This is a genomic window from Propionibacterium acidifaciens DSM 21887 (assembly GCF_000426605.1).
In the GTDB taxonomy this organism is placed as follows: domain Bacteria; phylum Actinomycetota; class Actinomycetes; order Propionibacteriales; family Propionibacteriaceae; genus Propionibacterium; species Propionibacterium acidifaciens.
In genome coordinates, this window is sequence record NZ_AUFR01000002.1 from 90,413 (window position 1) to 111,614 (window position 21,202).

Sequence of the window (21,202 nt, forward strand, 5' to 3'; positions counted from 1 at the left end):
GGAGGCGTCCGCGTCGGCGCTCAGTGCTCCCCGAGGTGGGCGGCCGCCTTGGTGGCGGGCATGAGCTCGAAGCCGGAGCGGGCGCGGGTGAAGCTGGCCGCGCCGCGGGCGATGCCGCGCAGGTCGATGGCGTACTCGAGCAGCTCGAGCACCGGGACGCGGGCGGTGACCGTGGTGAAGCCGTCGTCGCCGGGCTCGGTGCCGCTGACTTGGCCGCGCCGGTTGCTCAGATCGGTCATGACGGCGCCCAGGTACTCGTTCGGGCAGTGCACCGCGATCTCGTCGATCGGCTCCAGCAGGGCGACCGTCGCGGGGTTCGCCGCCTCGCGCAGCGCCAGGGCGCCCGCCGATTGGAAGGCCATGTCGGACGAGTCGACCGAGTGGGCCTTGCCGTCATGGAGCGTGACCCTGACGTCGACCATCGGGTGCCCGCTGATCGTGCCCTTGGCGAGCTGGGCGGCGATGCCCTTCTCGACCGAGCCGATGAACTGGCGGGGGACGGCGCCGCCGACGACCTCGTCGACGAAGGTGAAGCCGCTGCCCCGCTCGCCGGGCTCGACGCGGATGTCGCAGATCGCGTACTGGCCGTGGCCGCCCGACTGCTTGACGTGACGGCCGTGGCCCTCGGCCGGCGCGACGAAGGTCTCGCGCAGCCCCACGCGCACCGGCGGGGTCGTCACCTGCACGCCGTAGCGTCCGCGCAGCCTCGCCAGGACGAGGTCGCGATGGGCCTGGCCCATCGTCCACAGGAGCATCTGGTCGGTGTCGGGATCCCGTCCGACGCGCACCGTCGGGTCCTCGACGAGCAGCCGGCCCAGGGCCGTGGCGAGCTTGTCCTCGTCGCCCCGCCCGGCCGCCTCGATGGCGGTCGGCAGCAGCGGCTCGGGCAGCTCCCACGGCTCGATGACCGCCGGGTGCCCCGGATCCGAGAGGGTGTCGGAGGTGTCGGTCCGCGACAGCTTGGCGACGTAGACGATCTGGCCCGCGATGGCCCTGTCGACCGGGGCGGTGCCGGTGCCGGCCGGGACGGTCAGCAGGCCGATCCGCTCGGTGTCGTCGTGGTCCTCGCGCCCGTGCCGGACACCGGTGATGCCCTCGCGGTGGCCGGCCACGTGGACGGCGGCCTCGGGGGTGAGCACGCCGGAGTAGACGCGCACCATCGACAGGTGCCCGGCGTAGGGGTCGGCGATCGTGCGGATCGACTCGGCGAGCAGCGGGCCCTCGACCGAGCCGAGCTGCGGGTCGATGGGCTCGTCGTCGGCGTCGACGACGAGCGGCAGCGTGCGGCGGTTCGGGTGCGGGAAGCCCCGGTGGACCAGGCCGAGGATCTCCTCGGTGCCGATGCCGTCCAGCCGTACGGGGATGACCGGGAAGAAGTTGCCGTGGTACATGGCCGACAGGAGGGCCTCGACGACCTGGTCGTTGTTCAGCTCGTCGCCGTTGAAGTAGCGCTCGAGCAGGGCGTCGTCCTCGGACTCGGTGATGATCGACTCGACGTAGTCGGTGCGGAAGGCCTCGATGAGGGAGCGCTGGGCCTCGTCCGCGTCGGTCGTGACGCGCCGGCCGCTGGAGTAGTCGTGCACGTGCCCGGTCAGCAGGCTCATGTTGCCGATGACCTGGCCGTCCTCGTCCTCGAGGGGCAGATAGGCGGGGTGCGTGCCCGAGCCGAAGGCCGTCGTGATGGCGTCGAGGGTGGCCTCGAAGTCGGCCTTGTCGGTGTCGAGCTTCGTGATGACGATCGCCCTCGGCATGCCGGTCGCGGCGCACTCGGCCCACAGCGAGGTGGTGATCGGGTCGAGGCCGTCGGCGGCGCTGATGACGAAGACGGCCCCGTCCGCCGCCCGCAGGCCGGCCCTCAGCTCGCCGGCGAAGTCGGGGTGGCCGGGCGCGTCGAGCAGGTTGACGACGACGTCGTCGCCGGCCGTGTCGTTGTGGTCGACGACGCTGGCCAGCGCGAGCGTGCTCGTGCGTTCGGCGTCCTCCTTGTCGGGGCGGTGGTCGGGGATGCGGGCCCGCAGGAGGTTCTGGAACAGCGTGGTCTTGCCGCTGCCGGCGGAGCCGACGAGGACGACGTTGCGGAGATCCTCCGGACCCTGGATCCGTGGTGCGGTGTTCGTCTTTGAACTCATGTGCACACATTGCCCCGAGCTCGCCGCTCTGGCAAGGCCCGTCGGCCCGGAGGGGCCCGGACGGGCGGGAAAAGGGGAGGCCCCGGCGTGTCGCCGGGGCCTCGGGGGGCCGGATCGTCCGGGTCAGCCGGTCGCGCTGGGCAGCCAGACGGTGGACCAGCCGATGATCGGCTCGTGCCAGCCGTCGGCCGGCTCGTCGAGCGGGATGAGGCCGACACCGGTCGGGGCGCCGTTGGAGTAGATCATGCCGTCGCCCGCGTACATGGCGACGTGGCCGTAGGGATTGCCGGACGGGCCGCCGTCGTACCAGACGAGGGCGCCGACCGGGATGCTGTTCATGTCGGTGTGCATCTGGCCGGCGGCCTGGATGGTCGCGGCGGCGTCGGTGGCGGAGTTCACGCCGGCGCTGGAGTATCCGTAGAAGGCCGCCGACAGGGCGAGGCACATGTTGCCGTAGTTCTGGTCGCCGACCATCGACTTGGCCTTCTCGATGGCCTGGGCGGTGGACAGCGGGGCCTTCTGCCCGGGGGCGGTGACGCTCGCCGGGTCGACGGTCGGTGTGACGTCGACGGTGATGGGTTCGACCTCGACGACCTCGGGGGTCTCCTCGATGGCCGGATCGGCCTCGGCGCCGGCCTGGTCGTCGGCGATGACCCCGGCGGTCTCGGCGTCCGTCGTGTCGAACGGGCTGGCGGTGCCCGAGGCCATGGCGTTCGTCGTGATGGCCAGACCGCCCGAGACGGTGCCGATCACGGCGGCCAGGCCGATGCCGGCGGCCATGAGGCGCGACCTGCCGTGGTGTCTGCGGGAGTCCGGCTCGGCCTTGATGAAGGCGCGTTCGGGGCCGGTGCCGTCGAGGGTCAGGGCGACGGGGACGACGGGCTCGGCGGCGCGCCGGGCGCGCCCGGCCCCCGTCGGCTCGTCGACGGGCTCGGCGGCCCGCAGCGGCCGCGGCGACTCGGTCGCCCGCAGCGACTCGGACAGGGCCCGGCGGGCGGCGGGAGCGGCGATGAACTCGTCGTCCGCGAGCGCCCGCCGGGCGCCGGTGGTGGAGGTGGTGGACATCGCCCTGCGTGCTGTGGTGACTGCAGTGATGGCGAGTGTCGCCGAGATCATGTCGGCGGACTGCTCGACCAGTGCCCTGCGTGCGCTCATGCAACGAATCCTCAAGGTCTGCGGGAGGGGAGCGGCGAAGAGAAGATCGTGCTCCCTGAATCAATTCCTGAGAAAGTCTAAGACTCTTCAGGAACCGGGTCAACTCGGGGGAGGAATCCGGTTGCCGTTCTCTGGGCCGCCGCACATGAGCCGCACATGACGGGGCACCGCCCCCGGTGCGGGGCGGGGTGATCCCGACGACCGGTACCCGTGGTGCGCGCCCGGCCGTTGCCCGCCCGCGTCCGGCGGTGGAGCCCCTGGCTCCGGCTCCTCCGGCGGGGGATCGGCGGCGGCAGCAGAGGGGTCCCGGCGGCGGGCGGCCGGGGCGATGGTCCCTCGCCATGCTTTGACCAGGGCGGGGTTCCCGGGCTATCGTTAGTCGCTGTTGTGCCTCCGCCATGGCGGTGCGCCGGTCCGGCGGGCTCTCGAGGGCGCCCCGAAGACCGCGCCCCGACAGTGCGGAGTGAACTCAGAACCCGTAGTGAACTAGTGGAAGATGGTCTGCGACCGTGTCTACCTACAGCCCGAAGCCCGGCGAAGTGACCAGGGCCTGGCATGTCATCGATGCCGAGGACGTCGTGCTCGGCCGTCTCGCCGTGACCGCTGCCACCCTGCTGCGCGGCAAGCACAAGCCCACCTACGCCCCGCACATCGACACCGGTGACTTCGTCATCGTCGTCAACGCGGGCAGGATCGCCCTCACCGGCAAGAAGCGCACCGATTCCCTGCGCTACGACCACTCCGGCCGTCCCGGCGGCCTGCGCGTCACCTCGATCGGCGAGCTCCTCGAGAAGGATCCCCGTCGGGCCGTCGAACGCGCCGTCTGGGGCATGATGCCGAAGAACAAGCTGAGCCGTCAGCAGATGAGGAAGCTGAAGGTGTACGCCGGCCCCGAGCATCCGCACGCGGCCCAGGCTCCCCAGCCCTACCAGATCACCCAGATTGCGCAGTGAGCGAGGAATTGACTGTGTCCGAGACCGCCAACGAGGACGTCGAGACCGGCACGACGCCGTTCACCGACGAGAACGACCGCGAGATCGCCTACCGCTCCGACTCCACCGGTGCCGCCGGTGCCGGCGCCGCTGAGCGCCCGGCCGTCATCGCGCCCGGCGCCGGCACGGGCCGTCGCAAGGAGGCCGTGGCGCGCGTGCGCCTCGTCCCCGGCACCGGCTCCTACCGCGTCAACGGCCGCACCCTCGAGGAGTACTTCCCCAACAAGGTGCACCAGCAGCTCATCAACGAGCCCTTCGTCACCGCCGGCGCCACCGGCGCCTACGACGTCATCGCCCGCATCGACGGCGGCGGCACGACCGGACAGGCCGGCGCCCTGCGCCTCGGCATCGCCCGCGCCCTCAACGCCATCGACGCGGAGGTGAACCGCCCGGTCCTCAAGAAGGCCGGCCTGCTCACCCGTGACGCCCGCGTCAAGGAGCGCAAGAAGGCCGGCCTCAAGAAGGCCCGCAAGGCCCCGCAGTACTCCAAGCGCTGATTCGTCGCGCCCGTCGCACGGCCCGGTCCCGCCTCCCGTCCCCGCTCCGCGCTCTGCTCCCGCCCCGGTCGCCTCCGAGGCGAGGCGGAGGGGGACGGACGGGTCCGGGCCGTCGTCGTCCCCGCGGAGCACGAAGGAGGGCGCCCACGGGCCCGGCCGGCGTGCGGGCCGCTGCCGTCGCCCGTTCCGCGGGCGTGGCGCCCCGTCCTCCCCGAGGGGGGAGAGTCGCACCCTCACCGAGGAGATGTGCGGCCACGTCATGCGCCCTCCCCCGGGCGGGGGAGTCGGGTGCCCGGCCACGTGCTCCCGCCGCCCCCGTCCTCGGGCGATGCGCGGCCGGCGGTCGCCCCCGGGCGATGGACGGGATCGGGTGCACCGCGGGTGATGAGTAGAGTTCCACCCATGGCTCGATTGTTCGGAACCGACGGCGTCCGCGGCGTCGCCAACGGTGACCTCACAGCAGAACTCGCCCTCGGCCTGTCCGTCGCCGCAGCGCATGTGCTCGGCGAGGTCGGCGCCTTCGACGGCCGGCGGCCGGTGGCGATCGTCGGACGCGACACCCGCATCTCGGGGGAGTTCCTCCAGGCCGCTGTCATGGCGGGCCTCGCCAGCGCCGGCGTGGACGTCGTCGACGTCGGCGTCATCCCGACCCCCGGCCTGGCCCACCTGGTCGCCGCTCAGGAGGTCGACCTGGGCGTCATGCTCTCGGCGAGCCACAACCCGATGCCCGACAACGGCATCAAGTTCTTCGCCCGCGGCGGCGTCAAGCTCGACGACGCCATCGAGGACGCCATCCAGGAGCGCATGGGCGAGAACTGGCGGCGCCCCACCGGCGCCGACGTCGGCCACGTCTGCCCCGACGACCGGCTCCTGGGCTCCTACATCGACCATCTCGTCGACTCTCTCGGCGGGACGAGCCTGGCGGGCCTGCGCATCGTCCTCGACTGCGCCAACGGCGCCTCCTCGGTCACCGCCGTACCGGCCTTCGAGGCGGCCGGCGCCGAGGTCATCGGCATCCACCGCAGCCCCGACGGCCTCAACATCAACGAGGGCTGCGGCTCGACGCACATCGAGAGCCTGCAGGCCGAGGTCGTCGCCCGCCGCGCGGACCTGGGCTTCGCCTTCGACGGCGACGCCGACCGCTGCCAGGGCGTCGACGCCCTGGGCCGCTGGATCGACGGCGACCAGATCATGGCCATCCTCGCGCTGGGGCTGCAGGCCCAGGGCAAGCTCGTCGAGAACACCCTCGTGGCGACGATCATGAGCAACCTCGGTCTCATCGTCGCGATGCGCGAGCACGGCATCCACGTCGACCAGACGAAGGTCGGGGACCGCTACGTGCTCGAGGACATGGCGGCCAACGGCTTCACCCTCGGCGGCGAGCAGTCCGGCCACGTCATCATGAGCGAGTTCGCCACCACCGGCGATGGCGTGCTGACCGGCCTCCACGTGGCCGCCGAGGTCGCCAGGAGCGGCACCGGCCTCGCCGAGCTGGCCTCCGTCATGACGCGCCTGCCGCAGTCCCTCGTCAACGTGCCCAACGTCGACAAGCTGCGCGCCGGCATCGATCCGGTCATCACGAGCCGGGTCACCGCGGCCGGCCGGGAGCTCGGCGATTCCGGGCGCGTCGTCCTGCGGCCCAGCGGCACCGAGCCGCTCGTGCGCGTCATGGTCGAGGCCGCCACCCAGGAGCAGGCCGACGAGATCGCCCACCGGCTCGCCGGCGTCGTGGCCGAACGGGTCGGCCTGCGGGGCTGACGGGCCGACCCTCAGATCTTGCGGATGCGCACAGTCGCGACGCGGTGGTCCGGGCCCTTGCGCAGGATCACCGTGGCGCGCGGGCGCGTCGGGGCGATGTTGTCGCGCAGGTTCGGGCCGTTGGTCCGGGCCCACACCCGGCGGGCGAGGGCGAGGAAGTCCTCGTCGCTCAGGTTCCGCCAGGCCCGGAAGAAGTTGTCGTCGTCCTCGGCGGCGGCGTGCAGATAGGCGAGCTGGCGCTCCATGTACCAGCGCTCGATGTCGTGCTCGTCGGCGTCGACGTAGACCGAGAAGTCGATGAAGTCGCTGATCGCGACCGAGGCCCGCTCGCTGCGCCCGGCGCTGGCCGGCTGGAGGACGTTGAGGCCCTCGAGGATGAGGATGTCGGGGCGGTGGATCTGCTCGCGCTCGCCCGGCACGATGTCGTAGAGGGTGTGGGAGTAGACCGGCGTCGAGACGTCGGGACGGCCCGACTTCACGTCCATGACGAAGCGCAGCAGCGCCCTCAGGTCGTAGCTCTCGGGGAAGCCCTTGCGCTGGAGCAGGCCGCGGGCCTCCAACTCGGCGTTCGGCAGGAGGAAGCCGTCGGTGGTCACGAGCACCACGCGGGGACGGTTCTCGCCGCGGGCCAGCAGCTCGCGCAGCAGCCGGGCCGTCGTCGACTTGCCGACGGCCACCGAGCCGGCGACGCCGACGATGAGCGGGGTGCGCGGCGTCGTGTCCGGGCTCAGGCCGAGGAAGCGGTTCTGGGCCCCCCACAGGCGCCTGCGGTTCGTGCGGTGCAGCTCGATGAGCCGGCTCAGCGGCAGGTAGACCTGCTCGACGTCGGACTCGTCGGTCGGGTCGTCGAGCCCCCGCAGGTGCTCAACGGTCGCCCGGTCGAGGCCGGGGGAGCCGCCGTCGGCCAGCCGTGCCCACTGCGCGCGGCCGACCTCGAACCAGGGGCCGTCGGCCGCCACGGCGTGACGGGCGACCACGTCGAGGGCCTCAATGGTGCGCGGCGGCCGGTCGTCCTCCGAGCCGGTGGGGTCTGATGAGCCTTGCACCCGTGCAGCCCACCACGTCACGGCGCCGATGTCCACTCGGCGCGACGGGCCGCGGCGATGAGAAGGTCGCCGCGCGGGTCCGCCGGGACGCCGAGCGGGTCGGGCCGTGCGCCCGCCCCGGCGCCGGGTGCCCCTAGAGTAGGGACCATGTGCGGAATCATCGGTTACGTCGGCCCGCAGCAGGCCGTGAGCGTCATCATCGAGGGCCTGCGACGCCTCGAGTACCGCGGCTACGACTCCGCCGGGGTGGCCGTCGGCGCCGACGGCCGGATCGAGTGGCGCAAGAAGGCCGGCAAGATCGCCAACCTCGACGAGGAGCTGGCCGCCAGGCCGCTGCCCGCGTCGACCATCGGCATCGGGCACACCCGCTGGGCCACCCACGGCGGCCCCACCGACGCGAACGCCCACCCGCACCTGTCGGCCGACGGGCGCGTCGCGCTCGTCCACAACGGCATCATCGAGAACTTCGCCTCCCTGCGCGCCGAGCTGGTCGGGGAGGGCGTCGCCTTCCGCTCCGAGACCGACACCGAGGTCGCCGCCGTCCTGCTCGGACGCGAGCTCGACTCCGCCGGAGACCTCGCGGGCGCCATGCGCCGGGTCTGCTCCCACCTGGAGGGCGCCTTCACGCTCGTCGCCATCGACGCCCGGGACCCGACCCGCGTCGTCGCCGCCCGGCGCAACTCGCCGCTGGTCGTCGGCGTCGGCAGGGGCGAGAACTTCCTCGCCTCCGACGTGGCCGCCTTCATCGAGCACACGCGCGACGCCATCGAGCTGGGCCAGGACCAGGTCGTCGTCATCACCGCCGACACGATCGAGGTCACCGACTTCGAGGGCGGGCCCGTCGAGGTCAACCCCTACCACGTCGACTGGGACACCACCGCCGCCGAGAAGTCCGGTTACGACTGGTTCATGCGCAAGGAGATCTTCGAGCAGCCCCGGGCCGTCGCCGACACGCTCCTGGGGCGCTACTCCGACAACGGCGAACTCGTCCTCGACGAGATCCGCATCGGCCCCGAGGAGCTGCGCCGGGTCGACAAGATCATCATCATCGGCTGCGGCACCGCCTACTACGCCGGGATGGTCGCCAAGTACGTCATCGAGCACTGGACGCGCATCGGTTGCGAGGTCGAGCTGGCCAGCGAGTTCCGCTACCGCGACCCGATCGTCGACGCCAACACCCTGTGCGTGGCCATCAGCCAGTCCGGAGAGACCGCCGACACGCTGCAGGCCATCCGGCACGCCCGCGAGCAGGGCTCGAAGGTCATCGCCATCTGCAACACGAACGGCTCGACCATCCCGCGCGAGTCCGACGCCGTCATCTACACGCATGCCGGCCCGGAGATCGGGGTGGCCTCGACGAAGGGCTTCCTCACCCAGCTCATCGCCTGCTATCTGCTCGGCCTCTTCCTCGCCCAGGTGCGCGGCGTCAAGTTCGGCGACGAGATCGGCGCCGTCATGGACGAGCTCGCCGGCATGCCGCCGCGCATCCAGCGGCTGCTCGACGGCGCCGACGAGGTCTACGGGCTCGCCCACGAGCTCATCGACCAGGGCGACTACGTCTTCCTCGGTCGCCACGTCGGCTACCCGGCCGCCATGGAGGGCGCGCTCAAACTCAAGGAGATCGCCTATCTGCACGCCGAGGGCTTCGCCGCCGGCGAGCTCAAGCACGGCCCGATCGCCATCATCAACCCCGGCATGCCGGTCTTCGTCATCGTCCCGCCGGCGGGACGCGACCAGCTGCACGACAAGGTCGTGAGCAACATCCAGGAGGTGCGCGCCCGCGGGGCCCGCACCATCGTCCTGGCCGAGGAGGACGACGGCGAGGTCGACGCCTACGCCGAGCGGGTCATCCGCCTGCCGAGGGTGAGCACCCTGCTCCAGCCGGTCCTGGCCGTCGTGCCGCTCCAGCTGTTCGCCTGCGAGCTGGCCACGGCGCTCGGCAACGACGTCGACCAGCCGCGCAACCTGGCCAAGTCGGTCACCGTCGAGTAGGGGAGTGGACATGATCATCGGCGTGGGCATCGACGTCTGCTCGGTCGAGCGCTTCAGCGCCATGGTGGAGCGCCGGCCCGGCGTCCTCGACCGGCTGTTCAGCCCGGACGAGCGCCTCGCCCACGGGCTGCCGCGCGCCCCCGAGTCGCTCGCCGCCCGCTTCGCCGCCAAGGAGGCCCTCGCCAAGGCGCTCGGCGCCCCCGGGAACCTGTCGTGGCGCGACACGGAGATCGTCGTCGGCCCCGACCGTCGGCCCTCGCTCGTGGTGCGCGGCACGGTGCTGGCCCGCGCCGAGGAGCTGGGGGCCACCTGCTTCCACCTGTCGCTGAGCCACGACGGGCCGGTCTCCTGCGCCGTCGTCGTCGCGGAGGCGCGCTGAGATGCGCCCCGTCGCCACGGCGGAGACGATCAGGGCCGCAGAGCGGGCCTGGTTCGACGCGCACCCCGGCGAGGGGCTCATGGAGACCGCCGCCGCGCGCGTGAGCGCCACCGCCTGCGAGATGCTCGCCTCCGCCCCGGCGTCCCGCACCCGCGTGCTCGTCGTCGTCGGTCCCGGCAACAACGGCGGGGACGGCCTCTACGCGGCCCGCGACCTCGCCGCCGCCGGGATCGAGGTGGCGCTGTGGCCGACCTCCGCGCGCCGGCACGAGTCCGGCTGGGCCGCCGCCATCGCCTCCGGCGCCCGCGAGGTCGACGCGGCGGCCGCCATGGCCGGGCTGGCCGACACCGATCTGGTCATCGACGCCGTGCTCGGCATCGGGGGCCGCCCCGGGCTGCGCGAACCGGTCGCCGAGCTCGCCCGCGCCTGCGCCGACCTGGCCGTGCCGGTCCTGTCCGTCGACGTGCCCTCGGGCCTGGACTCCGACGGCGCCGGAGCCGAGCACCCGGCCTGCTTCACGGCCGCCCGCACCGTCACCTTCGGGGCCCTCAAGCCCTGCCACGTCGTCCAGCCGGCCGCCTCCCGCTGCGGACGCGTCGAGGTGGCCGACATCGGCATCGACGTCACCGGTACCGGGCTCCTGGCCGCCGACCCCTGGGACGTCGCGGCCCGCTGGCCGGTGCCCGGGCCCGAGTCCGACAAGTACGCCCGTGGCGTCGTCGGCATCGACGCCGGCTCGGCCCGCTTCCCGGGCGCCGCCGTGCTCACCGCCTGCGGGGCCCTGCACGCCGGGGCCGGGTTCATCCGCTGCTGCGCGCCCGAGCCGGTGCCCGCCATGGTCGTCGCGGCGATGCCCTCGGTCACCCTCGGGCCTGGCCGCGTCCAGGCCTGGCTCGTCGGCCCCGGCTGGGGCGATCCCGGACGGAATCGGCGGCGCCTGGCCGAGCGGCTGGCCGACGGGGTGCCGCTCGTCGTCGACGCGGACGCCCTGGCCGAGTTGCCCGTCGCGCTGCCCGCCGGCTCGCTCGCGACCCCGCACGCAGGCGAGCTCGCCCGCATGCTGGGCGTCGAGCGCTCCAGCGTCCTCGCCGATCCCGTCGGCGCCGCCAGCGAGGGCGCCGACCGTTTCGGCACGACGGTGCTGCTCAAGGGCGCCGCCCAGTACGTCGCCGAGCCCGGCGGCCGCGTCACCGTCGCCCTGCCCGGCCCCGCCTGGACGGCGCAGGCCGGTTCGGGCGACGTCCTCGCCGGCATCTGCGCGACGCTGCTGGCGGCGGGCCTGGGACCCCGCTGGGCGGGCGTGCTCGGGGCCAGCGCCCAGGCGCTCGCCGCGGAGGCGATGCCCGGCCCGTACCCGCCCGACGCGCTCGCCCGCACGCTGCCCGCCCTCATCGCACGGCTCGCGGAGCGGGCTGGCGCCGCCTCCGGACGCCGGGACCGGCCCGCGCCGGCTTGACGGGGCGGATGGTGGAGCGTCCCGGCCCGCCGGGGTCGTGCCGATGGTGTCGGGACGAGGGCGCTCGTGAACCAAGAGCGCCCCGACTCACCGGGTCGTGCTCATCCGTACCGCACGCCGGGTGCCCCGGAGGGCGCGTCCCGGCTCGACGGGGGCGGCCGGTCGCGGCCGGTCTCCGCCCTCGCCGACGGTCTCGGCCCGGCTTGGCCCGGCCGCTATGCTGGATCGCCGGTGCGCGATGTGCGCACGAGGGGCCCGACCGGGAATTTCGACGCAGGGCTTCCGCTCCCGTCGTCTCGAAGGTTCCTCCATGTCCTCCTCCCATGATTCCGGCCGCCCTCGTCGTGGCCGCGGCTCCGACCGTGGCCGTTCCGCCCGCGAGCGCTCCTCCCGAGGCCGCGGCGGGCGCGACGAGCGGGACGCCCGTCCGCGCGCCTGGGGCCGTGACGAGTGGGAGGCCGGCACCGGCCGTCCCGCGCACCGCAGGACGTGGCGGCCCGCCGGAGACGACCGACGCCGGCCCGCCCGTCCGGCGCGCGGCGGGGACCGGTCCGAGGGCCGGGGCGACGACCGACGGCCAGCAGGCCGTGGTGCCGGCCGCCAGGCCCGGGGCCGGGACGAGCGCCGTGGCAGGGACCGTCATGGCGGGGATCGTCGTGAGGACCGCTGGAGCCGGGGCCGTCGTGAGGACCGGTGGGGTCGTGACCGCCGCGGTCGTGACGAGCGCCGCGGGTCGGCGGGGGACGTCGACCCCCAGTGGGCGCGCGCCCTCGACACCGACCCCGCCGTTCCCGAATCCGAGGCCGGTGCGTCCCCGGCCGCCGGGCCCGCGCCGGAGAACTCCGCGTCCCGCGCGGGCACCGGGCGCGTCGGGCGTCCGCGCGGCGAGCACCCGCACGGTTCCGTCGGCCTCGATCGGCCCGCGCACCGGCCCCGGCGCGGCCCGCGCTTCGCTGAACTCGGCGTGCCCGAGGCCATCGTCGCCGTCCTCGACGCACAGGGCATCACGACGGCCTTCCCGATCCAGGCGGCCGCCATCCCCGACGCCATGAGCGGACGCGACCTGCTCGGCCGCGGCCGGACCGGCTCGGGCAAGACCCTCGCCTTCGGTCTGCCCGCCCTCACCCGCCTGGGCACGGGCGGCGCCGCGCCCGGGCATCCCCGCGTTGTCCTGCTGGCTCCGACCCGCGAACTGGCCATGCAGGTGCACGACGTCCTGCGCCCGCTCGCCGGTGCCGTCGGCGTGCGCACCGTGCTCGTCGCCGGCGGCATGAGCTATACCCCGCAGCTGCGGGCCCTGCGCCACGGCGTCGACGTCGTCGTGGCCACGCCCGGACGGCTCGTCGATCTCGTGGAGCGGGGCGCCGCCCGTCTCGACCGGGTCGAGACCGTCGTCCTCGACGAGGCCGACGAGATGGCCGACATGGGTTTCGTGCCCGAGGTCACCCGCATCCTCGACGAGGTGCCCGCCGGGGCCCAGCACCTGCTGTTCAGCGCGACGCTCGACGAGCAGGTCGACGGGCTCGTGCACCGCTACCTCCACGACCCGGTCGTCCACGGCGTCGACTCCGCGCGGGCCTCGGTCACGACGATGCGCCACGAGGTCTGGGGCGTCAGCGCCCGCGAGAGGAGGCAGGTCATCGCGCAGGCCGTCAACCGGCCGGGACGCACGATCGTCTTCGTCCGCACCCAGCGCGACGCCGACGAGACCGCCGAGCGGCTCCGCGGGGCGGGCGTCATGGCCGGCGCCCTCCACGGCGGCCTGCCCCAGGGCATGCGCGCCCGCGTGCTCCACGCCTTCCGCGCCGGCAGGGTGCCGGTGCTCGTGGCCACCGATGTGGCCGCCCGCGGCATCGACGTCGATGACGTCTCGCTCGTTCTCCAGGCCGACCCGCCCCACGACGGCAAGGACTACCTGCACCGCGCCGGGCGCACCGCCCGCGCCGGCACCGACGGCCTGGTCGCCTCCATCGTGCTGCCCCGCCAGCGCCGCCGGATGGAGCGCATCCTGCGCGAGGCCGGCGTCCACGAGCGCCCCCACGGCGTGCGCCCCGGCGAACGGCTCGCCGAGCTGACCGGCGGCGCCGAGCCCGACGGCGAACCGATCAGCGCCGAGCGGTACAAGGCCCTCATCGCCCCGCCGCGCCCGGCCCGCAGGCAGGGGGGCCGCAGGGGCGTGCGCCGCGGTGGGCGGCCGTACCGGCGCAGGGGCTCCAGACAGTGAACCCGGCCACACGGCCGGACCACGGGCGTCGGCACGGCACCGGTCACCGATCCGGGTCGGCCAGCGGCCGAGCGCACCACGCGCCCCGACGAGACACGTCCGAGCCGGGAGGAGCCGACCCGTTCCGTGATGCGGACGTCGACACGCTGTGGGTCGGCGTTGCCATGGTCCTTGATCGTACGCGGTTTTGCTGTTCCATCCCTGGTCAGGTTCGGGCGGGACGCGGCGGGCCGTCTGGTCGAGGTGACCCAGCCCACCGGCAGGTCGTACCGGTACGAGTGGGCGAGTGCGGGCGCTGGGCCGCGACGGTCAGCACCGGCGGGGACCGTCGCGAGATCGTCCATGACGCGGATTCGCGGATCGTCGGGAGGCCTGGCCGACCGGGGCGATGCAGGGGACGGTTTCGGTCAGATGAAGGGCGACTCTGGCTGCCGGATCAGGCCCGGGTGGGTCACTCACTAGACTGGGCCGACGTGACCGATGACGACGTGCAGCTGAGACTGGCGGGCCCGCAGGACGCGCCCGCCGTGCTCGCCATCATCCACGAGGCCTTCGGGGCCAGACGAGCACTCGACCCCCCGCCCGAGGCGCTGAGCGACACCGTCGACGACGTGCGCGCCCGCATCGCAGACGGCGGCGGCATCATCGCCACCGTCGGCTGCCGCGACGCGGCCTGTCTGCTCATGAGCGCCCCCGACCCGGACACCCTCATGGTGCACAGGGTCAGCGTCCGGCCCCGGTTCCAGCACTGCGGGCTCGCCGCCCTCATCGTCCGCGCGGCGGGGGAGCGGGCCGCCGAGCAGGGGCTGCGCCGGCTCCAGCTCATGGCCCGCACCGACCTGCCCGAGGTCATCGGCTGGTGGCGCTCCCACGGGTTCAGCACCGACCACGAGGTGCCGGGGGGTCTCATCCTGGGCATCGACCTGCCCGTGGCCGTCGCCGTGCCCACGGCCGAGCAGATGCGCCGCCTCGGCGCGCTGCTGGCCGCCCGCCTGCGCGCCGGTGACCTGCTCGTCGCCAACGGCGGACTCGGCGCCGGCAAGACCACCCTCGCCCAGGGGATCGGCGCCGGCCTCGACGTCGAGGGGCCGGTCATCTCGCCCACCTTCGTCCTGTCCCGCGTGCACCGCGCCCGCGGCACCGGCCCCGATCTGGTGCACGTCGACGCCTACCGCATGGGCTCGGCCGCCGAGCTCGAGGACATCGACCTCGACGCCACCATGGACGATTCGGTCACCCTCGTCGAATGGGGCGCCGGGATGGCCGAGGGTCTGGCCCCCGACCGGCTCGACATCGACATCGCCCGCGGCGACGACCCGGCCGACGACACCCGCACCGTCTACCTCACCGGCCACGGCGACCGCTGGGCCGGCGAGAACCTTCACGGCCTGCGCGACGAACTCGCCGCACCGGCCGCCGAGGCCCAGGAGACCCGATGAGCGCCCATCCGCCCACCCGCCCGATCGGCTGGACGCTGGCCGTCGACACGTCGACCGTCGTCACCGCCGGCCTGGCCCGCGACGGCCGGACGGTCGCCTCCGAGCAGGCGGGCGACAACCACTCCCACGTCGAACTGCTCGTGCCGACCATCCAGGCCGTCCTGGCGGACGCGGGCATCGGCTGGGCCGACCTCGCGGCGATCGGCGTCGGGGTCGGGCCCGGCCCGTTCACCGGGCTGCGGGTGGGCGTGGCCACCGCCGTCACCGCCGGTATCGCGGCGGGCGTGCCCGTCATCGGCGTGTGCAGCCTCGACGCCATCGCCGCCCAGTGGGCCGCCCGGGGCGCGCCGGCGGAGTTCATCATCGCCTCCGACGCCCGGCGCAGGGAGCTCTACTGGGCCGCCTACCGTGACGGACGTCGCGTCGGCCAGCCGCGGGTGAGCGCCCCGGCCGTCCTTCCCGAGCTGCCCACCGCCGGGCCCGGCGTGCGCGTCTACCCGGACCTGCTCGCCCCCCGCCGCCCCGGCGACGCGCCGCTCGGGCTCGACGCCGGCCTCCTCGCCGCCCACCTGCACGAGCTGCCCGACGTCGGCCTCGAGCCGCTGTACCTGCGCACACCCGACGCCGCACCGCCCACCGCGCGCAAGTCGGCGCTCACCGGGCGCCGTCACCGTCTGCGCCCCGGGACGGCGCAGTGAACGCCGCCGTCGGCCTGCCCGTGAGACGCGGCGAGCGCCTCGGCGCCGCCCACCTGCCCGGTCTGCTCGCCCTGGAGGACCTCGGGTTCCCCCCGCGCGAGCGCTGGAGCGCACGGTCGTGGACGAGTGAGCTGACCCGTCCCGGCAACCGGGCACTGGGGGCGTACTCCGGCGAACTGCTGGTCGCCGCCGGCGTCGTCGGGGTGCTCTACGAGGACGCCGAGCTGCTGCGCATCGTCGTCGCCCCGGCCCACCGCGGCCGGGGCGTGGCCGCCGCCCTGCTCGCCCGGCTGCTCGCCGAGGCCGCCTCGGCCGGGGCGCGCCGGATGCTGCTGGAGGTCCGCCACGACAACACCTCCGCGTTGGCCCTCTACGGGCGGGCCGGTTTCACCCGCATCGACGTCCGCGCCGACTACTACGGGCCAGGGGCCGACGCCCTCGTCATGGAGGCCCCGATCACCCCGCCGGACACGACCCGACCCGACACGGGCGAAGGAGGACGACCATGAGCGAACCTCTCGTGCTGGGCATCGAGTCCAGCTGCGACGAGACCTCGGTGGGCATCGTGCGCGGCGAGCAGCTGCTCGCCAACGAGGTCGCCAGCTCCATGGAGCTGCACGCCCGCTTCGGCGGCGTCGTGCCCGAGGTGGCCTCGCGCGCCCACTTGGAGGCCATCGGCCCCGCCCTGCGCCGCGCGGTCGCCGCGGCCGACGTCGACCTGTCGGAGCTCGACGCCGTCGCCGTCACCGCCGGGCCGGGCCTCATGGGCTCCCTCGTCGTCGGGTTGGCCGCGGCGAAGACCCTTGCGGCGGTCCTCGGCAGGCCGCTGTACGGGCTCAACCACCTCGTCGGCCATGTCGCCGTCGACCTGCTCGACCATCCCGCCGGCGAACCGGCCCGGCCGCTGGCCCGCCCCACGCTGGCGCTGCTCGTCTCGGGCGGTCACACCCAGCTGCTGCGGGTGGGGAACATCACCGGCGACGTCGTCGAGGTCGGCACGACGATCGACGACGCCGCCGGCGAGGCCTACGACAAGGTCGCCCGGCTGCTCGGCCTGCCCTACCCGGGCGGGCCGGTCATCGACGAGGCCGCCCGGGGCGGCGACCCGACGGCCATCCGCTTCCCGCGCGGCCTCACCGCCCCGCACGACATGGCCCGGCACCGCTTCGACTACTCCTTCTCGGGCCTCAAGACCGCCGTCGCGCGCTGGGTCGAGACGCGCCGCCTCGACGGCCTCGACGTGCCGGTGGCCGACGTGGCGGCCTCCTTCCAGGAGGCCGTCGCCGACGTCATCACCGCCAAGGCCGTCGACGCCGCCCGGCACCACGGCATCACGGACATGATCATCGGCGGGGGCGTCGCCGCGAACTCGCGGCTGCGCACCCTGCTGGCCGAGCGCACCGCCACCGCCGGTGTCGTGCTGCGTCGGCCGCGGCCGGGGCTGTGCACCGACAACGGCGCCATGATCGCCGTGCTCGGCGCCCAGATCGTCGAGGCCGGGCTGGAGCCCTCCGGCCTGGGCATCGGCGCCGACTCGGGGCTGCCGGTCGGGACGGTCGTCGTACGCGACTGACCCGCCATCGGTCGCGACTGCGCTCCGACGGCCCGCGGAGCGCGCGTCCACCGGGCGGGGCCGCCGGGCCACGCCCCTGGCGATCCACCGGTACCGTGGGCCCATGAGTGCGCACACCACCGAGTCCTCCGGTCGCATCTGGCGTCGCCCGGTGCCGCTCATCGGCGACGCGACGAGCTCGGCCGAACGCGACGACGACATCACCGGCTGGGCCTTCGACGACGCCACCCGCGCCGCCCTGGACCGTGTCATCGGCGCCCGCCGCGACATCCGCCGCTACCGGCCCGACGACGTGGCGGACGAGCTCGTCCGCGCCGTCATCGGGGCGGGCCACAGCGGCCCCAGCGTCGGCCAGTCCCAGCCGTGGCGCTTCCTCGTCGTGCGCGACCGCCGCACCCGTGAGCGCGCCGCCCTCATGGCCGACCGCGAACGGCTGCGCCAAGCGGCCGGCCTGACGCCCGACCGGAGGTCCCGGCTGCTCGACCTGCAGCTGGAGGGCATCCGGGAGGCCCCGCTCGGCCTCGTCGTCGCCTGCGACCGCCGCACCCCCGCCTCCGGGGTGCTCGGCCGCAACACCTTCCACGACGCCGACCTGTGGAGCTGCGCCGCCGCCATCGAGAACATGTGGCTCACCGCCCGCGCGGCCGGCCTCGGCATGGGCTGGGTGACGCTCATGCGCCCCGCCGAGCTCGCCGGTCTGCTGCACCTGCCCGCCGGCGTCGAGACCCTCGGCTGGCTGTGCCTGGGCTGGCCCGACGAACGCCCGCCCCTCCCCGGCCTCGAGCGCCGCGCCTGGTCGCACAAGCTGCCCCTGGACGAGGTGATCATGGCCGACCGCTGGCCCGAGAACGCGCCCCGGCCGCCGGTGAGCGGACTGCCCGGCGCCGCGCCGTCTCCCGAGACCGCGCCGCCCGCCCCGGTGCCCGGACCCGACCCCTCCTCGCCGCTGTGGAGCGAGCTCGCCGCCCCCGACCAGCGCCGCGTCGTGGCCGCCCGCGACCGGGCCGACGACCTGCTCACCCCGCCCGGCTCGCTGGGCAGGCTCGACCAGGCGCTCGACCGCACGGTCGCCGTCACCGGCGAGGAGGTCACCGCCGGCACCCTCGTCCTCGTCGCCGCCGACCACCCGATCGTCGAGCACGGCGTCTCGGCCTTCGACCAGTCGGTGACCCGCGAGGTCATGGACGCCGCGGCCGCCGGCCGCGCGGTCGGCGTCGTCACCGCGGTCGCCGCCGGCCTGGACACGATCCTCGTCGACGCGGGCGTCGCGGGCGAGCCCCTGGCCGGTGTCGAGCAGCTGCGCCCGGCCGGCCCCCGCGGCGACCTGGTGAACGCCCCGGCCATGACCGGCGGGGACACGGCCCGCCTCATCGCGGCCGGACGGGAACTCGGCCGGCGCGCCGCAGCCGGGGGGCTCGTCGCCCTCGGCGAGATCGGCGTGGCCAATACGACGGTCGCCTCCGCCTTGGCCAGTGCGCTCACCGGCATCAGCCCCGAGCGGGCCGTCGGCATCGGGGCCGGCTCGGACGCGGCGATGCTCGACCACAAGGCCGAGGTGCTCCGCGCCGTCTTCCGCCGCGTCGATCCGCAGGCGCTGCGCACGGACCCGGCCCGCACTCTCGCCGAGGTCGGCGGTCCGGAGTTCGCCGTGCTCGCCGGCGTGACGATCGGCGCCGCCGAGGCCGGGGCGATCGTCGTGCTCGACGGCCTGGCCACCTCGGTGGCCGCCCTGGCCGCCGTCGAGGTGACCCCGGCCGTCCAGCCCTACCTGGTCGCCGGGCAGGTCAGCCGCGAGTTCGCGCACCGCGAGGTGCTCACCGAACTCGGCCTGGAGCCGCTGCTCGACCTGCGCCTGCGCGCCGGCGAGGGGGTCGGCGCGTCCCTGGCCGCCCAGAGCCTGCTCACCGGCCTGGCCGTGCGCCGGGGCGCCGGCCGCACCCGCTGACAGGAGGTGGCCCGTGATCTGCCCGCAGCTGACCACCCTGGCCTTCGTGCTCCACCCCGACGGCGAGCGCGTCCTCATGGTGCACCGCACCGCCAGACCCGACGACGACCAGCTCGGCAAGTACAACGGGCTGGGCGGCAAGGTCGAGCGCGACGAGGACGTGGCCGCCGGCATGAAACGGGAGCTGCGCGAGGAGGCCCGCCTGGAGGTCGACCACATGAGCCTGGCCGGCACGGTCAGCTGGCCCGGCTTCAACCCGGACGGCTCGGACCAGTTCGGCTTCGTCTTCGTCGTCGACGCCTGGCACGGCGACATCCCCCCGGCCAACGAGGAGGGCCCGCTCGCCTGGGAGCGCATCGACCGGCTCGGCCAACTGGACATGTGGGAGGGCGACCGCTACTTCGTGCCGCTCGTCCTCGACCCCGACGTGCCCCAGTTCCACGCCGTCATCCCGTACGAGAACGGCCGCCCGACCGGCGCCCGCTGGACGGTCCTGCCCTGAGCCCCGGCCGCCCGTCACGAGCAGCGGGGCCGGCCCGCCGCGTGTCGGCCCGGCTCGAGTACCCTGCACGGGTGCACATCGAGCTCGCGCGCCGTCTGACCGGCCCCGAGGGGGCCGAGGCCGTCGCCGCCGCCGAGGCGCTGCCCGACCCCGACTCCCTGGCGGCCGCCGAGGCCATGCGCGCCGCCTTCGATCCCGAGCTGGCCGCGGCGGCCCTCACCCAGGCGGGGCTGCGCGCCCGGGCCCGCCGGAGAATGGGCCCGGGCGCCGCTCGCCTCTGGTGGACGCCCGACTCCGTCGAGCAGGCCTCCCGGCCGGCCGTCTCGCGCTGGCGAGCCGCCCGCCTCGTCGCCGCCGGCATCACCCGGGTCGTCGACCTCGCCTGCGGCGCCGGCGTCGACGCCCTGGCCTGCCTCGACGCAGGCTTGGACGTCACCGCCGTCGACATCGACCCGGCCACCGCCGAGTTCGCCGCCCGCAACCTGCCCGGCGCCCGTGTGCTCTGCGCCGACGCGACCCGGGTCGGCGCTGACCTGACCGCCGGGGCGGACGGGCGCACCGCCGTCCTCCTCGATCCGGCCCGCCGCACCGCCCGCGGCCGCAGCTGGCGGCTCGCCGACCTGCGACCCGGCTGGGGATTCGTCCAGGACGTGCTCGCCGGCCCGACGAGCGCCGTCGTGAGGCTCGGCCCCGGAGCCCCGGCCGAGGCTCTGCCCGAGGCGGCCGAGGCGGTCTGGGTGAGCGAGCACCACGAGCTCGTCGAGTGCGGGCTGTGGCGGATCCCGGGTGCCGGGCCCGGGCGCGCGGCGCAGCTGCTGCCCTCCGGGGCCCTCGTCCGGGCCGAGCCCGACGCACCGGCGCCGCCCGTCCGCGCGCCGGGGCGCTACATCCTCGAACCCGACCCCGCCGTGAGCCGGGCGGGCGCCTCGGCCGCCATTGCGCCCGGCCTGTGGCGGCTCGCCGAGCGCGTCGCCTACCTCTCGTGCGACGAGCCCGTCCACGGCCCGCTCGCCGACTGCTTCGAGGTGCTCGAGGAACTGGACGCCGGGCCCGCCGCCCTGCGGGCCTGGGTGCGCGCCCACCGGGTCGGCGTCCTCGAGATCAAGAAGCGCGCCCTCGACCTCGACCCGGCGCAGCTGCGCCGACGGCTGCGCCCCTCCGGCCCGAACCGGGCCACCCTCCTCCTGAGCCCCACGACGGGTGGTGCGCGGGCTTTCGTCGTACGGCGGCTGGAGCGCCCCGCCCCGTGACCCCACCCCTGCGCGGCGCCGGTGGGGGAGGGGTCCCGCGGGCGCTCGGCACGAGTGCGGCCGGTGGGGAGCAGGACGCGGGAACGGCTCGCGCGAGGGCATCTGGTGGGGCTCCGAGGAGGGGGAAAGTCGCCGGAATGTGCATCGGGCCCGATCACGACCTATGG

At 74.8% G+C, this 21,202-nt stretch carries 17 protein-coding genes; 14 read left to right on the forward strand and 3 right to left on the reverse strand.

The window, feature by feature from the left end; genetic code table 11:
* Positions 1 to 20 precede the first annotated feature (20 nt).
* Both K336_RS0101940 and K336_RS0101945 read right to left on the reverse strand, forming a co-directional pair.
* Positions 21 to 2,129 (reverse strand): elongation factor G-like protein EF-G2, encoded by a 2,109-nt coding sequence (locus K336_RS0101940; protein WP_043123097.1) that lies wholly within the window; start codon positions 2,127 to 2,129, stop codon positions 21 to 23.
* Between the two features lie 123 nt (positions 2,130 to 2,252).
* Positions 2,253 to 3,284, reverse strand: coding sequence for an NlpC/P60 family protein (locus K336_RS0101945; RefSeq protein ID WP_028706147.1), 1,032 nt, complete (start codon positions 3,282 to 3,284; stop codon positions 2,253 to 2,255).
* A gap of 509 nt (positions 3,285 to 3,793) precedes the next feature.
* Here K336_RS0101945 and rplM point away from each other — a divergent pair.
* From rplM to glmM, 3 genes are all read left to right on the forward strand, one after another.
* Entirely contained in the window at positions 3,794 to 4,237 is a 444-nt protein-coding gene (gene rplM, locus K336_RS0101950) for a 50S ribosomal protein L13 (RefSeq protein WP_021796122.1), read from the forward strand.
* Between the two features lie 14 nt (positions 4,238 to 4,251).
* The gene (gene rpsI / locus K336_RS0101955) at positions 4,252 to 4,773 is read left to right on the forward strand and encodes a 30S ribosomal protein S9 (protein WP_021796123.1); all 522 of its coding nucleotides are present in this window, start codon (positions 4,252 to 4,254) and stop codon (positions 4,771 to 4,773) included.
* A 402-nt stretch (positions 4,774 to 5,175) separates the two neighbouring features.
* Complete coding sequence (gene glmM / locus K336_RS0101960) at positions 5,176 to 6,531, forward strand: phosphoglucosamine mutase (protein WP_028706148.1); 1,356 nt, start codon at positions 5,176 to 5,178, stop codon at positions 6,529 to 6,531.
* 11 nt (positions 6,532 to 6,542) lie between these two features.
* Here the strand turns inward: glmM and coaA are convergent, their stop codons facing one another.
* A complete protein-coding gene (gene coaA, locus K336_RS0101965; protein ID WP_051245324.1) occupies positions 6,543 to 7,523 on the reverse strand; it encodes a type I pantothenate kinase in 981 nt (326 codons plus the stop codon).
* A 201-nt stretch (positions 7,524 to 7,724) separates the two neighbouring features.
* On the opposite strand from coaA, the gene glmS reads away from it, so the two are divergent.
* From glmS to K336_RS0102020, 11 genes are all read left to right on the forward strand, one after another.
* Positions 7,725 to 9,569 (forward strand): glutamine--fructose-6-phosphate transaminase (isomerizing), encoded by a 1,845-nt coding sequence (glmS, locus tag K336_RS0101970; RefSeq protein WP_021796117.1) that lies wholly within the window; start codon positions 7,725 to 7,727, stop codon positions 9,567 to 9,569.
* Between the two features lie 10 nt (positions 9,570 to 9,579).
* Positions 9,580 to 9,948, forward strand: coding sequence for a holo-ACP synthase (locus K336_RS0101975; protein ID WP_028706150.1), 369 nt, complete (start codon positions 9,580 to 9,582; stop codon positions 9,946 to 9,948).
* A gap of 1 nt (position 9,949) precedes the next feature.
* Entirely contained in the window at positions 9,950 to 11,404 is a 1,455-nt protein-coding gene (locus K336_RS13720) for an NAD(P)H-hydrate epimerase (RefSeq protein WP_081660504.1), read from the forward strand.
* 310 nt (positions 11,405 to 11,714) lie between these two features.
* Positions 11,715 to 13,628: a DEAD/DEAH box helicase gene (locus tag K336_RS17425; protein WP_123825851.1), complete on the forward strand. Its 1,914-nt coding sequence runs from the start codon at positions 11,715 to 11,717 to the stop codon at positions 13,626 to 13,628.
* A 473-nt stretch (positions 13,629 to 14,101) separates the two neighbouring features.
* Positions 14,102 to 15,067, forward strand: coding sequence for a tRNA (adenosine(37)-N6)-threonylcarbamoyltransferase complex ATPase subunit type 1 TsaE (tsaE, locus tag K336_RS19970; RefSeq protein ID WP_051245319.1), 966 nt, complete (start codon positions 14,102 to 14,104; stop codon positions 15,065 to 15,067).
* Positions 15,064 to 15,765, forward strand: a complete 702-nt coding sequence (gene tsaB, locus K336_RS0101995; protein ID WP_021796204.1) for a tRNA (adenosine(37)-N6)-threonylcarbamoyltransferase complex dimerization subunit type 1 TsaB — start codon at positions 15,064 to 15,066, stop codon at positions 15,763 to 15,765. The genes tsaE and tsaB overlap by 4 nt, the downstream gene beginning before the upstream one ends.
* A complete protein-coding gene (gene rimI / locus K336_RS0102000) occupies positions 15,762 to 16,274 on the forward strand; it encodes a ribosomal protein S18-alanine N-acetyltransferase (protein ID WP_021796206.1) in 513 nt (170 codons plus the stop codon). Before tsaB ends, rimI begins: the two co-directional genes overlap by 4 nt.
* The gene (gene tsaD, locus K336_RS0102005) at positions 16,271 to 17,338 is read left to right on the forward strand and encodes a tRNA (adenosine(37)-N6)-threonylcarbamoyltransferase complex transferase subunit TsaD (RefSeq protein ID WP_021796205.1); all 1,068 of its coding nucleotides are present in this window, start codon (positions 16,271 to 16,273) and stop codon (positions 17,336 to 17,338) included. The genes rimI and tsaD overlap by 4 nt, the downstream gene beginning before the upstream one ends.
* A 103-nt stretch (positions 17,339 to 17,441) precedes the next feature.
* Positions 17,442 to 19,283 carry a 5,6-dimethylbenzimidazole synthase gene (gene bluB, locus K336_RS0102010; protein ID WP_028706153.1) on the forward strand — a complete coding sequence of 614 codons (1,842 nt, stop codon included), beginning with the start codon at positions 17,442 to 17,444 and terminating at the stop codon, positions 19,281 to 19,283.
* A 13-nt stretch (positions 19,284 to 19,296) separates the two neighbouring features.
* Positions 19,297 to 19,785 (forward strand): NUDIX hydrolase, encoded by a 489-nt coding sequence (locus K336_RS0102015; RefSeq protein ID WP_028706154.1) that lies wholly within the window; start codon positions 19,297 to 19,299, stop codon positions 19,783 to 19,785.
* A gap of 71 nt (positions 19,786 to 19,856) precedes the next feature.
* Entirely contained in the window at positions 19,857 to 21,035 is a 1,179-nt protein-coding gene (locus K336_RS0102020; RefSeq protein WP_051245325.1) for a class I SAM-dependent methyltransferase, read from the forward strand.
* The last annotated feature ends 167 nt before the right edge of the window (positions 21,036 to 21,202 follow it).

Excerpts from the sequence above, each read along its gene's own strand:
- K336_RS0101940 (WP_043123097.1), bottom strand. The coding sequence starts at position 2,129 with ATGAGTTCAAAGACGAACACCGCACCACGGATCCAGGGTCCGGAGGAT.
- bluB (WP_028706153.1), top strand. The coding sequence starts at position 17,442 with ATGAGTGCGCACACCACCGAGTCCTCCGGTCGCATCTGGCGTCGCCCG.
- glmM (WP_028706148.1), top strand. The coding sequence starts at position 5,176 with ATGGCTCGATTGTTCGGAACCGACGGCGTCCGCGGCGTCGCCAACGGT.
- tsaB (WP_021796204.1), top strand. The coding sequence starts at position 15,064 with ATGAGCGCCCATCCGCCCACCCGCCCGATCGGCTGGACGCTGGCCGTC.
- K336_RS17425 (WP_123825851.1), top strand. The coding sequence starts at position 11,715 with ATGTCCTCCTCCCATGATTCCGGCCGCCCTCGTCGTGGCCGCGGCTCC.
- K336_RS0101975 (WP_028706150.1), top strand. The coding sequence starts at position 9,580 with ATGATCATCGGCGTGGGCATCGACGTCTGCTCGGTCGAGCGCTTCAGC.
- K336_RS13720 (WP_081660504.1), top strand. The coding sequence starts at position 9,950 with ATGCGCCCCGTCGCCACGGCGGAGACGATCAGGGCCGCAGAGCGGGCC.
- K336_RS0101945 (WP_028706147.1), bottom strand. The coding sequence starts at position 3,284 with ATGAGCGCACGCAGGGCACTGGTCGAGCAGTCCGCCGACATGATCTCG.
- glmS (WP_021796117.1), top strand. The coding sequence starts at position 7,725 with ATGTGCGGAATCATCGGTTACGTCGGCCCGCAGCAGGCCGTGAGCGTC.
- tsaD (WP_021796205.1), top strand. The coding sequence starts at position 16,271 with ATGAGCGAACCTCTCGTGCTGGGCATCGAGTCCAGCTGCGACGAGACC.